Source organism: Pseudomonas sp. AC112 (assembly GCF_979253545.1).
Window position 1 is genome coordinate 4141095 of the sequence record NZ_CEEDCM010000001.1, and the last position, 16902, is coordinate 4157996.

Below are 16902 nucleotides of genomic sequence, written 5' to 3' on the forward strand. Positions count from 1 at the left end.
ATGTCGAACAAAGATGAGGCGCCCAGCGATCTGATTCGCGCGCGGGACGTCGGTGGGTTCGACATCTGGTCGTTGCCCAGCTTCGATCCGCATTTGCCCGAGCCTGAGCCGGAACCGGTTGAAGAGCCTCCGGCGGAAATGGAAGAAGTGCCGCTGGATGAAGTCCAGCCCCTGACCCTGGAAGAGTTGGAAGCCATCCGCCAGGAGGCCTACAACGAGGGCTTCGCGGCGGGTGAAAAAGACGGTTTTCGCAGCACCACCCTCAAGGTGCGCCAGGAAGCGGAGGAGGCGCTGAGCGTCAAGCTCGCCAGCCTGGAACGCTTGATGGGGGTGTTGTTCGACCCGATCGCCGAACAGGATTCACAGATCGAAAAAGCCATGGTCGACCTGGTGCAGCACATCGCCCGGCAGGTGATCCAGCGCGAGCTGGTGCTGGACTCCAGCCATATCGAAAGCGTCATGCGCGAAGCCCTCAAACTGCTGCCACTGGGTGTCGGCAATGTGCGGCTGTACATCAACCCGCAGGATTTCGAGCAGGTCAAAGCCCTGCGCGAGCGCCACGAAGAGACCTGGCGCATCGTCGAGGACGCCGCGTTGCAGCCCGGTGGTTGCCGCGTCGAAACCGAACACAGCCGCATCGATGCCACGGTCGAAACCCGCATCAGCCAGATCATGGCCAAGTTGCTGGATCAAGCCCATGAGCAGGTGTTGAACCCGGCCGAGCCCGACCTTAGCGTGGACCTGGACGCCCCTGATGCGCCTTGATCGCACCAGCTTCGCCAAGCGCTTGAGCGGTTATGCCGAGGCCGCCGAGTTGCCTGGCCAGCCGATCCTCGAAGGGCGCTTGCTGCGCATGGTTGGCCTGACCCTCGAAGCCGAAGGCCTGCGTGCCGCCATGGGCAGCCGCTGCATGGTGATCAACGACGACAGCTACCACCCGGTGCAGGTCGAAGCCGAAGTGATGGGCTTCTCCGGCAGCAAGATCTTCCTGATGCCCGTGGGCAGCCTGGCGGGCATTGCCCCCGGCGCCCGTGTGGTGCCCTTGGCTGACACCGGTCGCCTGCCAATGGGCATGAGCATGCTTGGCCGCGTGCTCGACGGCGCCGGTCGCGCGCTGGATGGCAAGGGCGGCATGAAGGCCGAGGACTGGGTGCCGATGGATGGCCCTACCATCAACCCGCTCAACCGTAACCCGATCAGCGTGCCGCTGGACGTGGGCATTCGCAGTATCAACGGATTATTGACGGTCGGCCGCGGCCAGCGTCTGGGCCTGTTCGCCGGTACTGGCGTGGGTAAGTCGGTGTTGCTGGGCATGATGACCCGCTTTACCGAGGCCGACATCATCGTGGTGGGGCTGATCGGCGAGCGGGGTCGCGAGGTGAAGGAATTCATCGAGCACAGCCTCGGCGAAGAGGGCCTCAAGCGCTCGGTGGTGGTTGCATCCCCGGCGGACGATGCACCGCTGATGCGTTTGCGTGCGGCGATGTACTGCACGCGCATCGCCGAATATTTCCGCGACAAAGGCAAGAACGTGCTGTTGCTGATGGACTCGCTCACGCGTTTCGCCCAGGCCCAGCGGGAAATCGCCCTGGCCATCGGTGAACCGCCGGCCACCAAGGGGTATCCGCCGTCGGTGTTCGCCAAGCTGCCCAAACTGGTGGAGCGCGCCGGTAACGCCGAAGCCGGTGGTGGCTCGATTACCGCGTTCTACACCGTATTGTCCGAAGGCGATGACCAGCAGGACCCGATTGCCGACTCGGCGCGGGGCGTGCTCGACGGCCACATCGTACTGTCGCGGCGCCTGGCTGAAGAAGGGCACTACCCGGCCATCGACATCGAAGCGTCCATCAGCCGGGTGATGCCGGCGGTGGTTACGCCGGAACACATGGCCCGCGCCCAGCATTTCAAACAACTGTGGTCACGCTACCAACAGAGCCGCGACTTGATCAGCGTTGGCGCCTACGTGGCCGGCGGTGATCGCGACACCGACCTGGCCATCGCCCTGCAACCGCAGTTGGTGACCTACCTGCGCCAGGGCCTCAACGACAAGATCAGCATGGGCGAGAGCGAAGCGCACCTGCAGACGATCTTCGCCCCCGCGCCGGGCGGCTAAGCCATGGCCAACAGCCGCGCCGCACGCCTGGCTCCGGTGGTGGACATGGCCGAAAAGGCCGAGAAAACCGCCGTGCAGCGCCTGGGTTATTTCCAGGGGCAGGTGCGCTTGGCCGAAAGCAAACTGGGCGACCTGGAGCGTTTCCGGGGCGAGTACCAGCAGCAGTGGATCGAGCGCGGCAGCAAAGGCGTATCGGGCCAGTGGCTGATGGGCTACCAGGGCTTTCTCAATCAGTTGGAAACCGCCGTCGGCCAGCAGCGCCAGAGCCTGGCGTGGCACCAGAACAACCTCGATAAAGCCCGCGAGAGCTGGCAAGCGGCGTTTGCCCGGGTCGAAGGTTTGCGCAAATTGGTGCAGCGTTATATCGACGAAGCACGCGCGCTTGAAGACAAGCGCGAGCAAAAGCTGCTCGACGAACTGTCCCAGCGCCTCCCACGCCAGTCCCAGTTCTAACCACCACCGCCGTGTATTGTAGGAGCCGGCTTGCCGGCGATAGCGGCCTATCAATGGGCTCAATTGTGCCTGATACACCGCCATCGCCGGCAAGCCGGCTCCTACAGTTGATGTGTGGTGTTGCTCAGATCGGGTTCGCCTGCTAAACCTTGTGTCATTGCCAATGACAAGGAAGCAGTCGCATGTCAGTCGAGTCAGAAGTATCCCTGGATGGGAAGAAGTTGATGATCGCGGTCAAGGGCCGGTTTGATTTCGGCAGCCATCAAGCGTTTCGTGATGCTTACGAGCGTTTCTATAAAGTGCCTGAGTTGTACGTCGTCGACTTGAAGGAAGCCACCTACATGGACAGCTCCGCCCTGGGTATGCTCCTGCTGTTGCGTGACCATGCCGGTGGCGATAATGCCGAAGTGCAGGTGATCAACAGCAACTCCGATGTGCGCAAGATCCTCGCCATCTCCAACTTCGACAAACTGTTCGACATCAGTTGAGCGCCCTGGCCCCGGTCCTTGAGCCGCTGACGATCCTGATCGCCGAAGACAGCGCCGCCGACCTGCTGTTGCTGTCGACCATCGTACGGCGCCAAGGGCACCAAGTGCTCACGGCCACCAATGGTGCCGAAGCGGTCGAGGTGTTTACCCGCGAGCGCCCGCAACTGGTGTTGATGGACGCACTGATGCCGGTGATGGACGGCTTCGAGGCGGCGCGCCGGATCAAGCAACTGGCAGGTGAAGAGCTGGTGCCGCTGATCTTCCTCACCTCCCTGCGCGAGAGCGAAGCGCTGGCGCGGTGCCTGGATGCTGGCGGCGATGACTTTTTACCCAAGCCCTACAACCAGCTTATTCTCGCCGCTAAGATCAACGCCATGGACCGCCTGCGGCGGTTGCAGGCTACGGTCTTGCAGCAGCGCGACCTGATCGCCAAGCATCATGACTACCTTCTGCATGAACAGCGGGTGGCCAAGGCGGTATTCGATAAGGTCGCGCATTCCGGTTGCATCAATGCCGCACCGAACATTCGTTACCTGCAATCGCCCTATGCGTTGTTCAACGGCGACCTGCTGCTGGCCGCCTACACGCCGTCCGGCGATATGCACGTGCTGCTCGGTGACTTCACCGGCCATGGCTTGCCGGCGGCGGTGGGCGCCATGCCCCTGGCGGAAGTGTTCTACGGCATGACCGCCAAGGGCTACGGACTGGCACAAACCCTGCGCGAGATGAACGCCAAGCTCAAGCGCATCCTGCCGGTGGACATGTTCTGCTGCGCCACCCTGTTGTGCCTGAGCACGCAGCGGCGCGTGGTGGAAGTGTGGAACGGCGGCATGCCCGAAGGCTATGTGCATGAAGTCGCCAGCGGCAAGCGTACACCGCTGGCGTCGCGGCATTTGCCGTTGGGGGTGTTGTCGGCCGAAGCATTTGATGATCGCACCGAAGTCTGGCCGATGGCGTTGGGTGACCGGGTGTTCCTGCTGTCCGATGGTGTGTTGGATACCGCCGATGCCAATGATCAGCTGTTCGGCGCCGAACGCTTGCAGCAGGTATTCGCTGCCAACCGTGAGCCTGATCGTCTGTTTGAAGACATTGAACAGGCCTTGGCGGCGTTTCGGGGTGAGGCGCGAGATGACGTGAGCATGGTGGAGATCACCCTGCAAGCCGGCCAGCAACTGCGTGCCAGCGGGCCGTTGTATGCTGACAGCGGCCAGTCGTGCCCGCTGGACTGGTCGGTGAGTTTCGAGTTCCGCGCAGAGACCTTGAAGCGTTACAACCCATTGCCGTACCTGCTGCAATTGTTGCTGGAGATCCATGGCCTGCGGGAGCAAAGCGGGGCGCTCTACAGCGTGATGGCCGAGTTGTATTCCAATGCCCTGGAGCACGGGGTGTTGGGCCTGGATTCGCGGCTCAAGCGCGATGCCCAGGGGTTTGCCGAGTATTACCGCCAGCGCAATGACCGCCTGGCGCAGCTCAACAGCGGCTATATACGCGTGCATGTGCAAGTGGTGCCGACCGCGGCGGGCGGCCGCATGACCCTGCGCGTCGAGGACAGCGGGCCTGGTTTTGACGTGGAACAGGTGCTGGCGCGGCCGCTGGACATTGACCGTCTGTCTGGCCGGGGTTTGAGCCTGGTGCGTCAGTTGAGCAGCGATGTAGGCTGGTCGGATGGCGGGCGTAGTGTCTGCGTGGAGTTTTGCTGGGAGGCTCTGGCATAATCCGCCGATTCTTGATCAAGGAGCGAGCAAGTGGTTGATCTACATCTGGACCCGGAGGTGCTGTCGGGTCTGCAGGAAGTCATGGAAGGCGAGTATCCCAAGTTGCTTGATACCTTTCTCGATGATTCCCAGAAGCGCGTCGAAGCGTTGCGCAAGGCCAGGGATGATGCGAAGGCGTTGGGGCGCATTGCGCATAGCTTCAAGGGGAGCAGTGGGAACCTCGGGGCGGTACGGTTGGCGCAGTTGTGTCAGCGGCTGGAGGTTGAGTCCGTTGGGCCTGTGGTTGGGGATCTGGGGGAGTTGGTGGATCAGATTGATCGGGAGTTTGCGTTGGTGAAGCCGTTGTATGAGACGGAGCGGCAGCGGTTTCAGATTTGACTGAGTACATATCCGTTATTTAGGTAACGGCGGCTTATGGTTCCGCTCTTACAGCGGGTCACTTTTGGAAGGACCCAAAAGTAACCAAAAGGTCCTCGCCCCAACACTCGGTGCCTCGCCTAGGCTCGGCATGCCCTCACTCCGGTTTGAATCCGTGGGCCGCCGCGATGGGCCATCCTTGGCCCAGCGCGGCTAACCCGGCGTCCTGCCGGGTTACCCACGGATTCAAGCCTGCGTTCGGCCAGCGTGTTTGACGGGGCGCCTGAGATCAAGATCAAGATCAAGAGCGACTCGCTCCGCATCGTGGATACGCGGTCCCTGTAGGAGCCGGCTTGCCGGCGAAAAACGTGAGATCGCCGCGTTTATCCAGATGTCCCCCATGATCGTTAAAGACTATCGCCGGCAAGCCGGCTCCTACACGACCGCGTTTGCTTCTGCCTTTGCTCTACACCACTCAAGCCGGCTGTCAGGCCGCTGTGCTTTTGCTTTTGATTTTGATCTTAGGCGCCCCGTTAAACACGCTGGCCGGAATTCGACAGGGATTTGGGGGGTAAACCGGCAGGGATGCCGGTTTAGCCGCCCCGCGCCATGGATGGCGCGTGGCGGCGGCCCCCCAAATACCTGGCGGATTACGGGCACACCGAGCCTAGGCGAGGTGCCGAGTGTTGGGGCAAGAGCCCTTTGGTTACTTTGGGGCTCTTTTCCAAAGTGACCCGCCGTAAGGGCGGAACCAATACCCGCCGTTACCCAAATAACGGATATACACACCACAACCCGAAACCTGGCCCGACTCTTGCTCTACCTCCCTGTACTGCATCCCCGATCCCCATGCAGTGGAGACCTTTACCTATGCCAGTCGCCCCTAATTCGCTCCTTCAGGCTGCCCCCGCGGCCAAGCCTCAAGCGCCCGCCGCCAACCCACCGGCAGTGGCTGCGGACCCACGGGACAAGGGCCCTGGCTTCGCTCAAGTGTTCGCCAACCAGGCTTCCAAACCCACGGCCAAGGCCGACGACAATTCGCCCAAGCCCACCGCCGGCAAGTCTTCCGACGCCAGTGCCAAGCCAGCGGCAAGCAGCGACAAACCTGCCGCCAGCACGCCAGCCGTTGCCGATAGCGGCAAACCCTTGCCTGCCACCCCACCGGACAAGACCGACGACAGCGCCAGCAAGGATGACGAAGCGTCAACCGACCCGACCTTGGTACAGCAGCCTCCAGCTGACCCGGTGGTCGATCCGGCCCTGATTGCCACCGTTACTCCAGTCGCCGTGCCAGTACCGGTGGAAACCCCGGCGCCTGTCACCACAGCCAAGGATGACAAGACCCAGCCGGTAGTCGCGGCACCCGTCGCGGCCACCGAGGAAGCCAAGCCTGTCTTTGATCCGGAAGCCGACCCGTTGGACGCCATGCCAGCCGTGCGCCTGGCGATGGAGCAGGGCGGTCACGTCTCGGCCAGTAGTCAGGCCCAGGCCAAAACCGCCCCGGCGCCAACTCAGGATCAACCCACCGCCGCACAGAACTTTACCGCCGGCCTGGCCAATATGGTCGACCAGCAAGCCACCAAGGACAGCACCGACACGGGCGGTGACAAGGCCTTCGGCGGGTTGATCGAGGACGGCCTCAAGGACCTGAAGAACGCCAGCAGCGACACCCGTGTCGACGACTTCGCCAACCGCCTGGCTGCATTGACCCAGGCCGCCACGCCGAAAACCGCCAACGCCTTGCCGCCGGTAACCAATGCGCCGTTGGCCATGCACCAGAGCGGCTGGACCGACGAAATCGTCAACCGTGTGATGTACCTGTCCAGCGCCAACCTCAAGTCGGCGGAGATCCAGTTGCAGCCGGCTGAACTCGGTCGCCTGGATATCAAGGTCAACATGACCGCCGACCAGCAGGCCCAGGTCAATTTCATGAGCGCCCACCCGGTGGTGCGTGAAGCGTTGGAAAGTCAGTCCGGCCGCCTGCGGGAGATGTTCGCCCAGCAAGGCATGGGCCAGGTGGACGTCAACGTCTCTGACCAGTCCCGTGGCCAGGAACAGCAGCAACAACAGGCCCAGACCCGTGGCGTGAGCGGCAGCGGCGGGCGCGGCGGTGATAACGGCGACAGTGGCAATCATATTGATGTGGCTGAAGCCGTGGCGCCCGTAACCTCAACCGTGATCGGCTCCAGCGCCGTCGACTACTACGCCTGATTCAAGCCTTGCACAGGCCCGGATGTGGGAGGGGGCTTGCTCGCGAATGCGGTGGATCAGTCAGCACTTCTATCGCTGACCTAGCGCTTTCGCGAGCAAGCCCGCTCCCACAGGGATCAGTTGCAAGGCAGATTACAGGGTGTTCTTCCCAATCTGCCAGACAACTCTGGCATAACACTTGCTCTTGCCTTTCCGTAGATCTATGAATCCCCGAATAGTGACGGATTATTGGCATGGCGAAGAGCGACGACGCAGCAAAAGCACCCGCAGGCAAAGGTAAGCTCAAGCTTATCCTGCTGATAGTCCTGGGCCTGCTCCTGGCCATTGGCGCTTCGGTGGGTGGCACCTGGTACATCATGCACAGCAGTGCAAGCAAACCAGCACCCGCCGCCGAAACCGCCACTAACGTCAAGCAACCGGCAATCTTCGAGCCGATGCTCCCGGCCTTTGTCGCCAACTTCAATCAGAACGGTCGTCAGCGCTACCTGCAAGTGAGCATCACCTTGCTGGCCCGCAACGCGTCGGACCTGGACGCCCTCAAGGTGCATATGCCAGTGATCCGCAACAACCTGGTGATGCTGTTCTCCAGCCAGAGCTTCGACACACTCGCCACCCCGGTGGGCCAGGAAATGCTGCGCCAGAAGGTCACGGCCAGCGTGCAGGAAGTGGCCCAGAAGGAACTCGGCAAAGTCGTGGTCGAGCAGGCGCTCTTCACTAACTTCGTATTGCAGTAGGATCACGACATGGCCGTGCAAGACCTGCTGTCCCAGGATGAAATCGACGCGCTGCTGCATGGCGTCGACGATGGTCTGGTACAGACCGAAATGGCTGCCGAGCCCGGCAGCGTCAAAAGTTATGACCTCACCAGCCAGGATCGTATCGTCCGTGGACGCATGCCGACCCTGGAGATGATCAATGAGCGTTTTGCCCGCTACACCCGGATCAGCATGTTCAACATGCTGCGCCGCTCGGCGGACGTGGCGGTAGGCGGCGTGCAGGTGATGAAGTTCGGCGAGTACGTGCACTCGCTGTACGTGCCCACCAGCCTCAACCTGGTCAAGATCAAGCCGCTGCGCGGCACCGCGCTGTTCATCCTCGACGCCAAGCTGGTGTTCAAGTTGGTGGACAACTTCTTTGGTGGCGACGGCCGCCACGCCAAGATCGAAGGGCGTGAATTCACCCCTACCGAATTGCGGGTAGTGCGCATGGTGCTGGAGCAGGCCTTCATCGACTTGAAGGAAGCCTGGCAGGCGATCATGGAAGTCAATTTCGAGTACATCAACTCGGAAGTGAACCCGGCCATGGCCAACATCGTCGGCCCCAGCGAAGCCATTGTGGTGTCGACCTTCCACATCGAACTCGATGGCGGTGGCGGCGACCTGCACGTGACCATGCCGTACTCGATGATCGAACCGGTGCGCGAAATGCTCGACGCCGGCTTCCAGTCCGACCTGGACGACCAGGACGAACGCTGGGTCAAGGCCCTGCGCGAAGACCTGCTGGACGTCGACGTGCCCCTGAGCGCCACGGTGGCCCGTCGCCAGTTGCGTTTGCGCGATATTTTGCACATGCAGCCAGGGGATGTGATTCCCGTCGAACTGCCGGAAGAAATGATCATGCGCGCCAACGGCGTGCCGTCGTTCAAGGTCAAGCTCGGCTCTCACAAAGGCAACCTGGCGTTGCAAGTGATTGAACCGATCAACCGTCGCTGATCCACATTAATTTCTGCTCCGCCGAGGACATGTAATGGCTACCGAACACGAAAACACTTCCGCCGAAGACCAGGCACTGGCTGACGAATGGGCGGCAGCCCTGGAAGAAACCGGCGATGTTGGCCAGGACGATATCGATGCGCTGCTGGCCGCTGACGCCGCCACCGCGCCGGCCGGCAACCGCCTGCCGATGGAGGAATTCGGCAGCGTGCCGAAGAACAACGATCCGGTGACCCTCGACGGCCCGAACCTGGATGTGATCCTCGACATCCCGGTGTCGATTTCCATGGAAGTGGGCAGCACCGAAATCAACATCCGCAACCTGCTGCAACTCAACCAGGGTTCGGTGATCGAGTTGGATCGCCTGGCCGGTGAACCGCTGGACGTGCTGGTCAACGGCACGCTGATCGCCCACGGCGAAGTGGTGGTGGTCAACGAGAAGTTCGGCATCCGCCTGACGGACGTGATCAGCCCAAGCGAACGCATCAAGAAGTTGCGCTGATATGAAGTATTCGATGGCGGGACTGTTTCTGGCGCTGCCATTGAGCGCCCTCGCGGCTGAGCCGGTCGCGCAAGCGGCTGCGACGGCAGCGCCGGTGGTGAGCAGCGGCATCGGCGGGCAACTGACTCAGTTGGTGCTGGGCCTGTTGCTGGTGGTGGGTTTGATCTTTGTGCTGGCCTGGCTGATGCGCCGCGTGCAGCGCGTGGGCCCGGGCAACGGCCAGGTGATCGAGATGATCGGCGCCCGCGCGCTCGGTCCGCGTGATCGGCTGGTGCTGGTGCAAGTGGGCGAGGAGCAGATCCTGCTCGGCATCACCCCTGGCCGCATCACGCCGCTGCATGTGCTCAAGACCCCGGTGAGCGTGGATCAGAGCCAGTCCGCCACGCCAGAATTCGCCCAGCGCCTGATGGAGTTGCTGGGCAAGGATCAGAAGGATAAGAAGTAATGCGCGTTTTATTGACGCTCATGCTGCTGCTGGCGGCGCCATTGGCGTTCGGCGCCGACCCGTTGTCGATCCCGGCGATTACGCTGGGGACCAACGCTGCGGGTGCGCAGGAGTATTCGGTCAGCCTGCAGATCCTGCTGATCATGACCGCGCTGAGTTTTATCCCGGCGTTCGTCATGCTGATGACCAGCTTCACGCGGATCATCATCGTGTTCTCGATCCTGCGCCAGGCCCTGGGCCTGCAGCAGACACCGTCGAACCAGATCCTCACCGGCATGGCCTTGTTCTTGACGCTGTTCATCATGGCGCCGGTGTTCGACAAGGTGAACCAGCAAGCGCTGCAACCCTACCTGGCGGAGAAAATGACCGCCCAGGATGCGATCGACAAGGCCCAGGGTCCGATCAAGGATTTCATGCTGTCGCAGACCCGTTCCAGCGACCTTGAGCTGTTCATGCGCCTGTCCAAGCGCACCGACATCGCCACCCCGGACCAGGCGCCACTGACTATCCTGGTGCCGGCGTTCGTTACATCGGAGTTGAAGACCGCATTCCAGATCGGCTTCATGATCTTTATCCCGTTCCTGATCATCGACCTGGTGGTGGCGAGCGTGCTGATGGCCATGGGTATGATGATGCTTTCGCCGCTGATCATCTCGTTGCCGTTCAAGATCATGCTGTTTGTGCTGGTGGACGGCTGGGCGCTGATTATCGGCACGTTGGCCGGCAGTTTCGGCGGGGTATAGCGCAATGACGCCAGAAGTCGCTGTCGACCTGTTCCGTGAAGCATTGTGGCTGACCACCGTGATGGTCGCCGTGCTGGTGGTGCCAAGCCTGTTGGTGGGCCTGCTGGTGGCGATGTTCCAGGCCGCGACCCAGATCAACGAACAGACCTTGAGCTTCCTGCCGCGCCTGCTGGTGATGCTGGTCACCCTGATCGTGGCTGGCCCGTGGCTGGTGCAGACCTTCATGGAATACATCCTGCAGTTGTACGGCAGTATTCCGCAGTTGATCGGCTGACCCGATGCAGTCCTTGCTGGCATTGACCGACACCCAGATCAGCACCTGGGTGGCGTCCTTCATCCTGCCGTTGTTCCGGGTGACGGCAATGTTGATGGCCATGCCGGTGTTCGGCACGACCCTGGTGCCACGCCGGATACGCCTGTACTTTGCGGTGGCGATCACCGTGGTGATCGTGCCCGGGTTGCCGCCGATGCCGGCGGTGAACGCGATCGATCTGAGTGCATTGCTGCTGATTGCCGAGCAGGTCCTGATCGGCGCGCTGATGGGGTTTTCCCTCTCACTGTTTTTCCAGGCGTTTGTGATTGCCGGGCAAATCATCTCGATCCAGATGGGCATGGGCTTCGCGTCCATGGTCGACCCTACCAACGGTGTATCGGCGGCGGTGATCGGGCAATTCCTGACGATGTTGGTGACCTTGCTGTTCCTGGCCATGAACGGCCATCTGGTGGCCTTCGAGGTGATGACCGAAAGCTTCACCACCTTGCCGGTGGGCTCGGGGCTGGTGGTCAATCACTTCTGGGAAGTGGTGGGGCGCCTCGGCTGGGTGCTGGGTGCTTCGCTGTTGCTGGTGCTGCCGGCGATCACCGCGTTGCTGGTGGTCAACATCGCCTTTGGCGTCATGACCCGTGCAGCGCCGCAACTGAACATTTTCTCGATTGGTTTCCCATTGACCCTGGTGTTGGGCATGGGGATTTTCTGGGTCGGCCTGGCCGACATTCTCAATCAGTATCAACCGCTGGCGACCGACGCCTTGCAGTTCTTACGTGATCTGGCACGGGCGCGCTGAGTCATGGCCGAGAGCGAGAGTGGTCAGGACAAGACAGAAGACCCCACGGAGAAACGTAAAAAGGACTCCAGGGAAAAGGGCGAGATTGCGCGCTCCAAAGAGCTCAATACCGTCGCCACCATGATGGCCGGTGCCGGCGCCTTGCTGATCTATGGCGGCGGGCTGGCGCTGGACTTGATGGAGTTGATGAAGCACAACTTCGCCTTGCCCCGCGAAGTGCTGCTCAACCCTGATGCCATGGGCCAGTACCTGCTGCACTCGGGTAAGATCGCGATCCTGGCGGTGCAACCGATCCTCATCACCTTGCTGCTGGCCGCGCTGATCGGCCCGGTCGCCCTGGGTGGCTGGCTGTTCGCTGCCAGCAGCATGGCGCCCAAGTTCAGCCGCATGAACCCGGCTGCCGGGCTCAAGCGCATGTTTTCCACCAAGGCCCTGGTGGAGTTGCTCAAGGCATTGGCCAAATTCATCCTGATTCTGTTTGTGGCGCTGATGGTGTTGTCGTCCGACATCGACGACCTGCTGCGCATTGCCCATGAACCGCTGGAATCGGCGATCATCCACAGCGTGCAGGTGGTGGGCTGGAGTGCGCTGTGGATGGCGGCCGGGCTGATCATCATCGCTGCCGTGGATGCCCCGATCCAGCTGTGGGAAAGCCACAAGAAGCTGCTGATGACCAAGCAGGAAGTGCGCGACGAGCACAAGGACCAAGAGGGCCGCCCCGAGGTCAAGCAGCGCATTCGCCAACTGCAGCGGGAAATGTCCCAGCGCAAGATGATGGCCTCGGTGCCCGACGCCGACGTGGTTATCACCAACCCGACGCACTACGCCGTGGCGCTCAAGTACGACCCAGAGAAGGGCGGCGCGCCGATGCTGCTGGCCAAGGGCAGTGATTTTACTGCGCTGAAGATCCGCGAAATTGCGGTGGCCAATGACATCCTGCTGCTGGAGTCGCCGGCGCTGGCGCGGTCGATCTTCTATTCCACCGACCTGGACCAGGAAATCCCGGCGGGGCTGTACCTGGCTGTGGCCCAGGTGCTGGCGTACGTCTATCAGATTCGCCAGTACCGCGCGGGCAAGGGCAAGCGGCCGGATCCGTTGAAAGACTTGCCGATTCCTCCGGATTTGCGGCGCGATTCTTGAAGTGTATTGGCCTTGGGATGTTAACAGAATGTCAAACAGCACTTTTTTGGGGGCAAGATTATTTAAGCGTTGCTGGGGGGGGGTAAACTTAAGTTTTAAAAAGCCCCGCCTCAGATGAGGCAGGGCTTTTTGTGGGCTCCATTTTAAAGTCAATAAATGGCGTATAAGGTCGTTGTGGAAGTTATTAAAGTCTTATCACCACCAGGGACTCGTCGGACGACGCACCGACGTAGAGGTATTTGCTGTCGGGTGAAAGAGCGAGCGCAAAGGGCTGTATAATTGACGTAATTGTATCAATTATTCTGGGGGTGTCGGCGCTGATGTCAAGTGTGATGACAGAGTTAGCTATTTGATCTACCACGTAGGCCCGTGGTTGGTGAGGGTCGCATACAATATTTCGCAGGCCGTGAAATCCATGAAGGGCGGCCACAGTTGAGTTGAGGTTTGAATCAACTACTGTAATGCTGCTGTTTTGTACTATGTAAAGCCTTGGGCGTTGATAGCTAAAAGCGGCATAATCCCCTGTGACGGGTGTAGTTGTTTTTACAGTTTCAGTTACCAGATCAAATAGATAACCACTGCTGTAACCCAGTGTTCCTTCTGGATTGGTGTACTGGGAAGTGAAAATAGTGCTTGTGGGGGAGGGGATGCTTTTATAGCCAAATGTTGTTGTGTTCACAAAGCGTATGAAGTTTCCCCCGGTGCTCCAATGGGCCATGACTAATTGACGACCGTTTGGATTCACGCCTATGCGATAGGTATGGTATCCGGTTTGCAGTATTAGCCTTGTGAAGTTTGTGGTTTCATAAGCCATAAAACCGTTTGGATAGGCGCCGTTTGCGCCGCCTGCTATATACAGTCTCGTACTGTCTGGACTTGTTGCTACGTCGCGTATATCCATGCCCTCAGTGGTGATGATTCTTATACCAGTAAAGTCTTCTGTATCAATAACTGATACCCTTCCGGTGCTGGGGTGGGTGCTACTGGCAACGTAGACTCGCTTGCCATCTGCGCTGGCGGCGATTGAATAGGGATAGCCTCCAATAGGAATGATTTTAATTATTTCAGCTTTCTTTTTAATACGATAGCTAACAGATTTGAAAGGTATTGCCGTAATGAGACTGCCACTCCCATCCAACGAGACCCGCGCCTCAATAGTTATTTCATCATCACTCGATAACCCTTGCAGGTAGTTCGCCGGTATCAAGTCTTGGGTTTTTCCGGCCCCCAGTTCAGCCGACGACACTTTCCTGCCCGCGCGTAGTGGGTGATTGGTGGTGCTTTCCAGTTCGATAAAAACGGCTTGGGCGGTCGAGATGAAAGGCCATTTATTTATTTCAACGTCATTGCCCTCGTTTGCAATAATCACATTGTCTGGCGCCTGAGGAATACTCACCAAGTCCAACTCATCTTGAGTAAACGCCCCAACACTCAACTCAAGATCATCTGACTTGGTGCTTTTCCCCACTTCGATCACGTTGTAATACACCGTGCACCGTTCGCCAAGGTAAGCCGGGACAAACGTGTTCGGTACCGTAAAATTGACATAGTTGGTCCCGGGTTCGGGACGTGCGGGTTTTGCCGGTATGTCGGGCATGCCGATGCCAGGCTTGCCCGTAATGAACACCTTGATGTCGGCAGACGGTGGGAACTTGTCAGAAATCACCCGGATGGTCACAACCGGGGGGGTCAATACATGACGAGGATTGAGCAGGGCCGTGTTGTGGCCCGTCCCTGTGGCTTCAAGTACCTGTGGCGCCGGATAATCCAGTTTGGCGCCGACCCCCATACGCACCTCATGGGAAAAGCGCGTTGGCGCATTTTGCCGCTCCCGTGCGTAATAAATACGCATCACGGTATTGGCGATCACGTTGGCGCGCGGCAACGGAAACGGCAGCGTACGCCCCTCCCAAAAGGCCGTTACCGGAAACGGGGGTATTGAGGGAGTGCCGCCTGCTGCGTTGCCCAAGGCATACACCCTTACGGTATCGCCATCCTTGATATCCGCATCGGGCAACACGCGCACATTGGCATCGCCCGGCGAAACCGAAGGATCGAATTGATAGAGCGGCCCAGGGGCCTCCAATATGCGCGGTTCTGCCAAGGATGCCGCTGGTTGTCCGACGTTATAAAGCCGGTCCTGAGAGGGGGGGCGCAGGCCATTTTCGTTCTCGACCAGGTAATAGATGCGCAGGGTGCCCCCCTCCAACTTGGCGATATCGCCGTTCGGGCCATTGGGAATCAGGCGCAACCCGTCGCCGTCCCCGGCAATATCTTCGTACTCGTCGTAGTAGGGGTTTCCGTTGACGTAAGTGCCAATGAGGATCAGGGTCACCAGATCGTAGTACTTCTGGCCGACGTATTCAGGGATGACTGCGGTGAAGAACAGCTCCTGGGGTTCGAGAATATCGCCGTGTTGTGCTTCGATAAAATAAGGTGGCGCCAGCCCGACCGGCAGTTCTGTGCCGATCACGCCGACAATATTGCTGCGTGAGAGTCTATCCGGTACACCACTGCGGATTCGCTTGTATCTCAGCTGAAAGCGTCCACCGACCAGGGCTTTGACATCTTCGTTGGGCAGGGGGAGCGTGAGGTAGAACGCGGTGGTAGAGGTCAGGGGGGGCGAGTCATAATTGGTGATAAGGGGCTCGCCGCCTGCGGTGCGCCCATTGATCGTAACCCGGATGATATCGCCCATGGCATAGCCATTACCGCTGATGAAAATGAAGATATGGGCATCGCCCACCAACGTGTCATGGTCCAGGATGTTATCCGGCGCTTCCTGGACAAAGGCAATTGGCAGCAACGGTTCAGCACCATCCTCCAACATTACGTCAAGGACCTGCGCGGGCGACCAGCCGTCGGAGTGGTTGCCCGCTTCATCGACCACTTCATACTCGCAGACATGGGAGCCGGTGCCGATGGCTATCCAATCCGACGTATTGACCCGGATGAAGATGTCATCCGTCCCGCCAGCTTCACCCTCTGTCACGCTATGCGGGATGATCCTGCCGCCGATACTCAGGCGAATACGGTCGCGTACTTTGCGGAATGTGTTGGCAGGTCGCGAGGTATCGACGGGGTAGTGTTTGATTCGCACAGCAATGGGCACGCCGATGTCATCCGGACCCACGCCAAAGTCAATAAGGTCTTGAGGAAATATGGGCAAGTGCAGGTTTTCGTTTTGCACTGTGCTGGCTATCGGATTATCGTCTGCTGGACGTGCCTTATCAACGAACAGGTTCAGATGCAGGGTTTCCGCCGTACCACCTCCGAAGATGCTCACTCTGATGAACACGGGGCTGACAGGCCCATGGATGATGCGATTTGGGGGGACATACATCGGAATGGGCCGATTAGTTTCGATATCGTCTTTGGTGATGGTGTAGGCAGCGACGTAATCTAATTCATCCCCGTAAAACAAGTGCAGCACGTCGAACTCAGCTCTATCCAGATAAGGTAGTAAAACGAACAGTACGCCGAGTTCCTTGTGAACTTCTGTCGCTGCAATGTTGAGTGCGCCGTGATAACCGACATAGGGGGTGGTGACATTGGGGATGTAGAGCGGTAAATCGGCGAAGGCGACCGAGTTGAACGAATCGGGAGTTCTGGGTCTGTTCCCTGGTTGGGGGGGGACCAGAAACTTGGGATTCAGTGGCGACGGTTCGACCGAAGCGTCGCTGGGATCAGGGGGTACCGTCGGGTAGTTTGCTGCAGGCGGAGGCGCAGCGTCTGACGATTCAGGGACGGGGGGCTGGGAATGTTTTGTCATGATCCTAAACCTTTGCAGACGATTAAGGGGAGGGTCTCTACGCCCTGTGCACGACGTAGGCTGTAGCTGCAAACAGGTGTAACGCCGGATGAGACTTTGGGCTAGCTGTGAGAAATGACAGTGTCGACGAACGGCTTTGGGGGCTAGGCACGTTAGACCGTCGGATATCGAAAATCCCTCTCTACCT

At 59.7% G+C, this 16902-nt stretch carries 16 protein-coding genes; 15 read left to right on the top strand and 1 reads right to left on the bottom strand.

From position 1 onward, the window contains the following. The 15 genes from fliH to flhB all read left to right on the top strand — a co-directional run bounded on the left by fliH (position 1) and on the right by flhB (position 12943). Positions 1-765 carry a flagellar assembly protein FliH gene (gene fliH / locus AC0IYN_RS19160; protein WP_406599534.1) on the top strand — a complete coding sequence of 255 codons (765 nt, stop codon included), beginning with the start codon at positions 1-3 and terminating at the stop codon, positions 763-765. After that, positions 755-2113, top strand: coding sequence for a flagellar protein export ATPase FliI (gene fliI / locus AC0IYN_RS19165; protein WP_078049619.1), 1359 nt, complete (start codon positions 755-757; stop codon positions 2111-2113). Before fliH ends, fliI begins: the two co-directional genes overlap by 11 nt. Positions 2114-2116: 3 nt before the next feature. After that, the gene (fliJ, locus tag AC0IYN_RS19170) at positions 2117-2566 is read left to right on the top strand and encodes a flagellar export protein FliJ (RefSeq protein ID WP_028617325.1); all 450 of its coding nucleotides are present in this window, start codon (positions 2117-2119) and stop codon (positions 2564-2566) included. A 182-nt stretch (positions 2567-2748) separates the two neighbouring features. Continuing rightward, positions 2749-3054: an STAS domain-containing protein gene (locus AC0IYN_RS19175; protein WP_028617324.1), complete on the top strand. Its 306-nt coding sequence runs from the start codon at positions 2749-2751 to the stop codon at positions 3052-3054. After that, positions 3051-4769 (top strand): ATP-binding SpoIIE family protein phosphatase, encoded by a 1719-nt coding sequence (locus AC0IYN_RS19180; protein WP_406599535.1) that lies wholly within the window; start codon positions 3051-3053, stop codon positions 4767-4769. The genes AC0IYN_RS19175 and AC0IYN_RS19180 overlap by 4 nt, the downstream gene beginning before the upstream one ends. Before the next feature lie 30 nt (positions 4770-4799). Further along, positions 4800-5147, top strand: a complete 348-nt coding sequence (locus AC0IYN_RS19185) for an Hpt domain-containing protein (protein WP_178954099.1) — start codon at positions 4800-4802, stop codon at positions 5145-5147. 849 nt (positions 5148-5996) lie between these two features. Further along, complete coding sequence (locus AC0IYN_RS19190) at positions 5997-7337, top strand: flagellar hook-length control protein FliK (RefSeq protein WP_406599629.1); 1341 nt, start codon at positions 5997-5999, stop codon at positions 7335-7337. A gap of 233 nt (positions 7338-7570) precedes the next feature. After that, positions 7571-8071, top strand: a complete 501-nt coding sequence (fliL, locus tag AC0IYN_RS19195; protein ID WP_071489823.1) for a flagellar basal body-associated protein FliL — start codon at positions 7571-7573, stop codon at positions 8069-8071. A gap of 9 nt (positions 8072-8080) precedes the next feature. Beyond that, on the top strand, positions 8081-9049 hold the full coding sequence (gene fliM / locus AC0IYN_RS19200) for a flagellar motor switch protein FliM (protein ID WP_017735217.1): 969 nt from the start codon (positions 8081-8083) through the stop codon (positions 9047-9049). A gap of 34 nt (positions 9050-9083) precedes the next feature. Then, on the top strand, positions 9084-9551 hold the full coding sequence (fliN, locus tag AC0IYN_RS19205; protein WP_033900765.1) for a flagellar motor switch protein FliN: 468 nt from the start codon (positions 9084-9086) through the stop codon (positions 9549-9551). A gap of 1 nt (position 9552) precedes the next feature. Beyond that, positions 9553-9996, top strand: a complete 444-nt coding sequence (gene fliO, locus AC0IYN_RS19210; RefSeq protein WP_406599628.1) for a flagellar biosynthetic protein FliO — start codon at positions 9553-9555, stop codon at positions 9994-9996. Further along, positions 9996-10739 carry a flagellar type III secretion system pore protein FliP gene (gene fliP, locus AC0IYN_RS19215; RefSeq protein WP_016976565.1) on the top strand — a complete coding sequence of 248 codons (744 nt, stop codon included), beginning with the start codon at positions 9996-9998 and terminating at the stop codon, positions 10737-10739. The genes fliO and fliP overlap by 1 nt, the downstream gene beginning before the upstream one ends. A gap of 4 nt (positions 10740-10743) precedes the next feature. Further along, complete coding sequence (fliQ, locus tag AC0IYN_RS19220; protein ID WP_010208761.1) at positions 10744-11013, top strand: flagellar biosynthesis protein FliQ; 270 nt, start codon at positions 10744-10746, stop codon at positions 11011-11013. A gap of 4 nt (positions 11014-11017) precedes the next feature. Beyond that, positions 11018-11803, top strand: coding sequence for a flagellar biosynthetic protein FliR (gene fliR / locus AC0IYN_RS19225; RefSeq protein ID WP_406599627.1), 786 nt, complete (start codon positions 11018-11020; stop codon positions 11801-11803). A 3-nt stretch (positions 11804-11806) separates the two neighbouring features. Then, positions 11807-12943 (top strand): flagellar biosynthesis protein FlhB, encoded by a 1137-nt coding sequence (flhB, locus tag AC0IYN_RS19230; protein ID WP_406599626.1) that lies wholly within the window; start codon positions 11807-11809, stop codon positions 12941-12943. Positions 12944-13127: 184 nt separating this feature from the next. Here the strand turns inward: flhB and AC0IYN_RS19235 are convergent, their stop codons facing one another. Beyond that, positions 13128-16715, bottom strand: coding sequence for a YncE family protein (locus AC0IYN_RS19235; RefSeq protein WP_471842564.1), 3588 nt, complete (start codon positions 16713-16715; stop codon positions 13128-13130). Positions 16716-16902 lie beyond the last annotated feature (187 nt).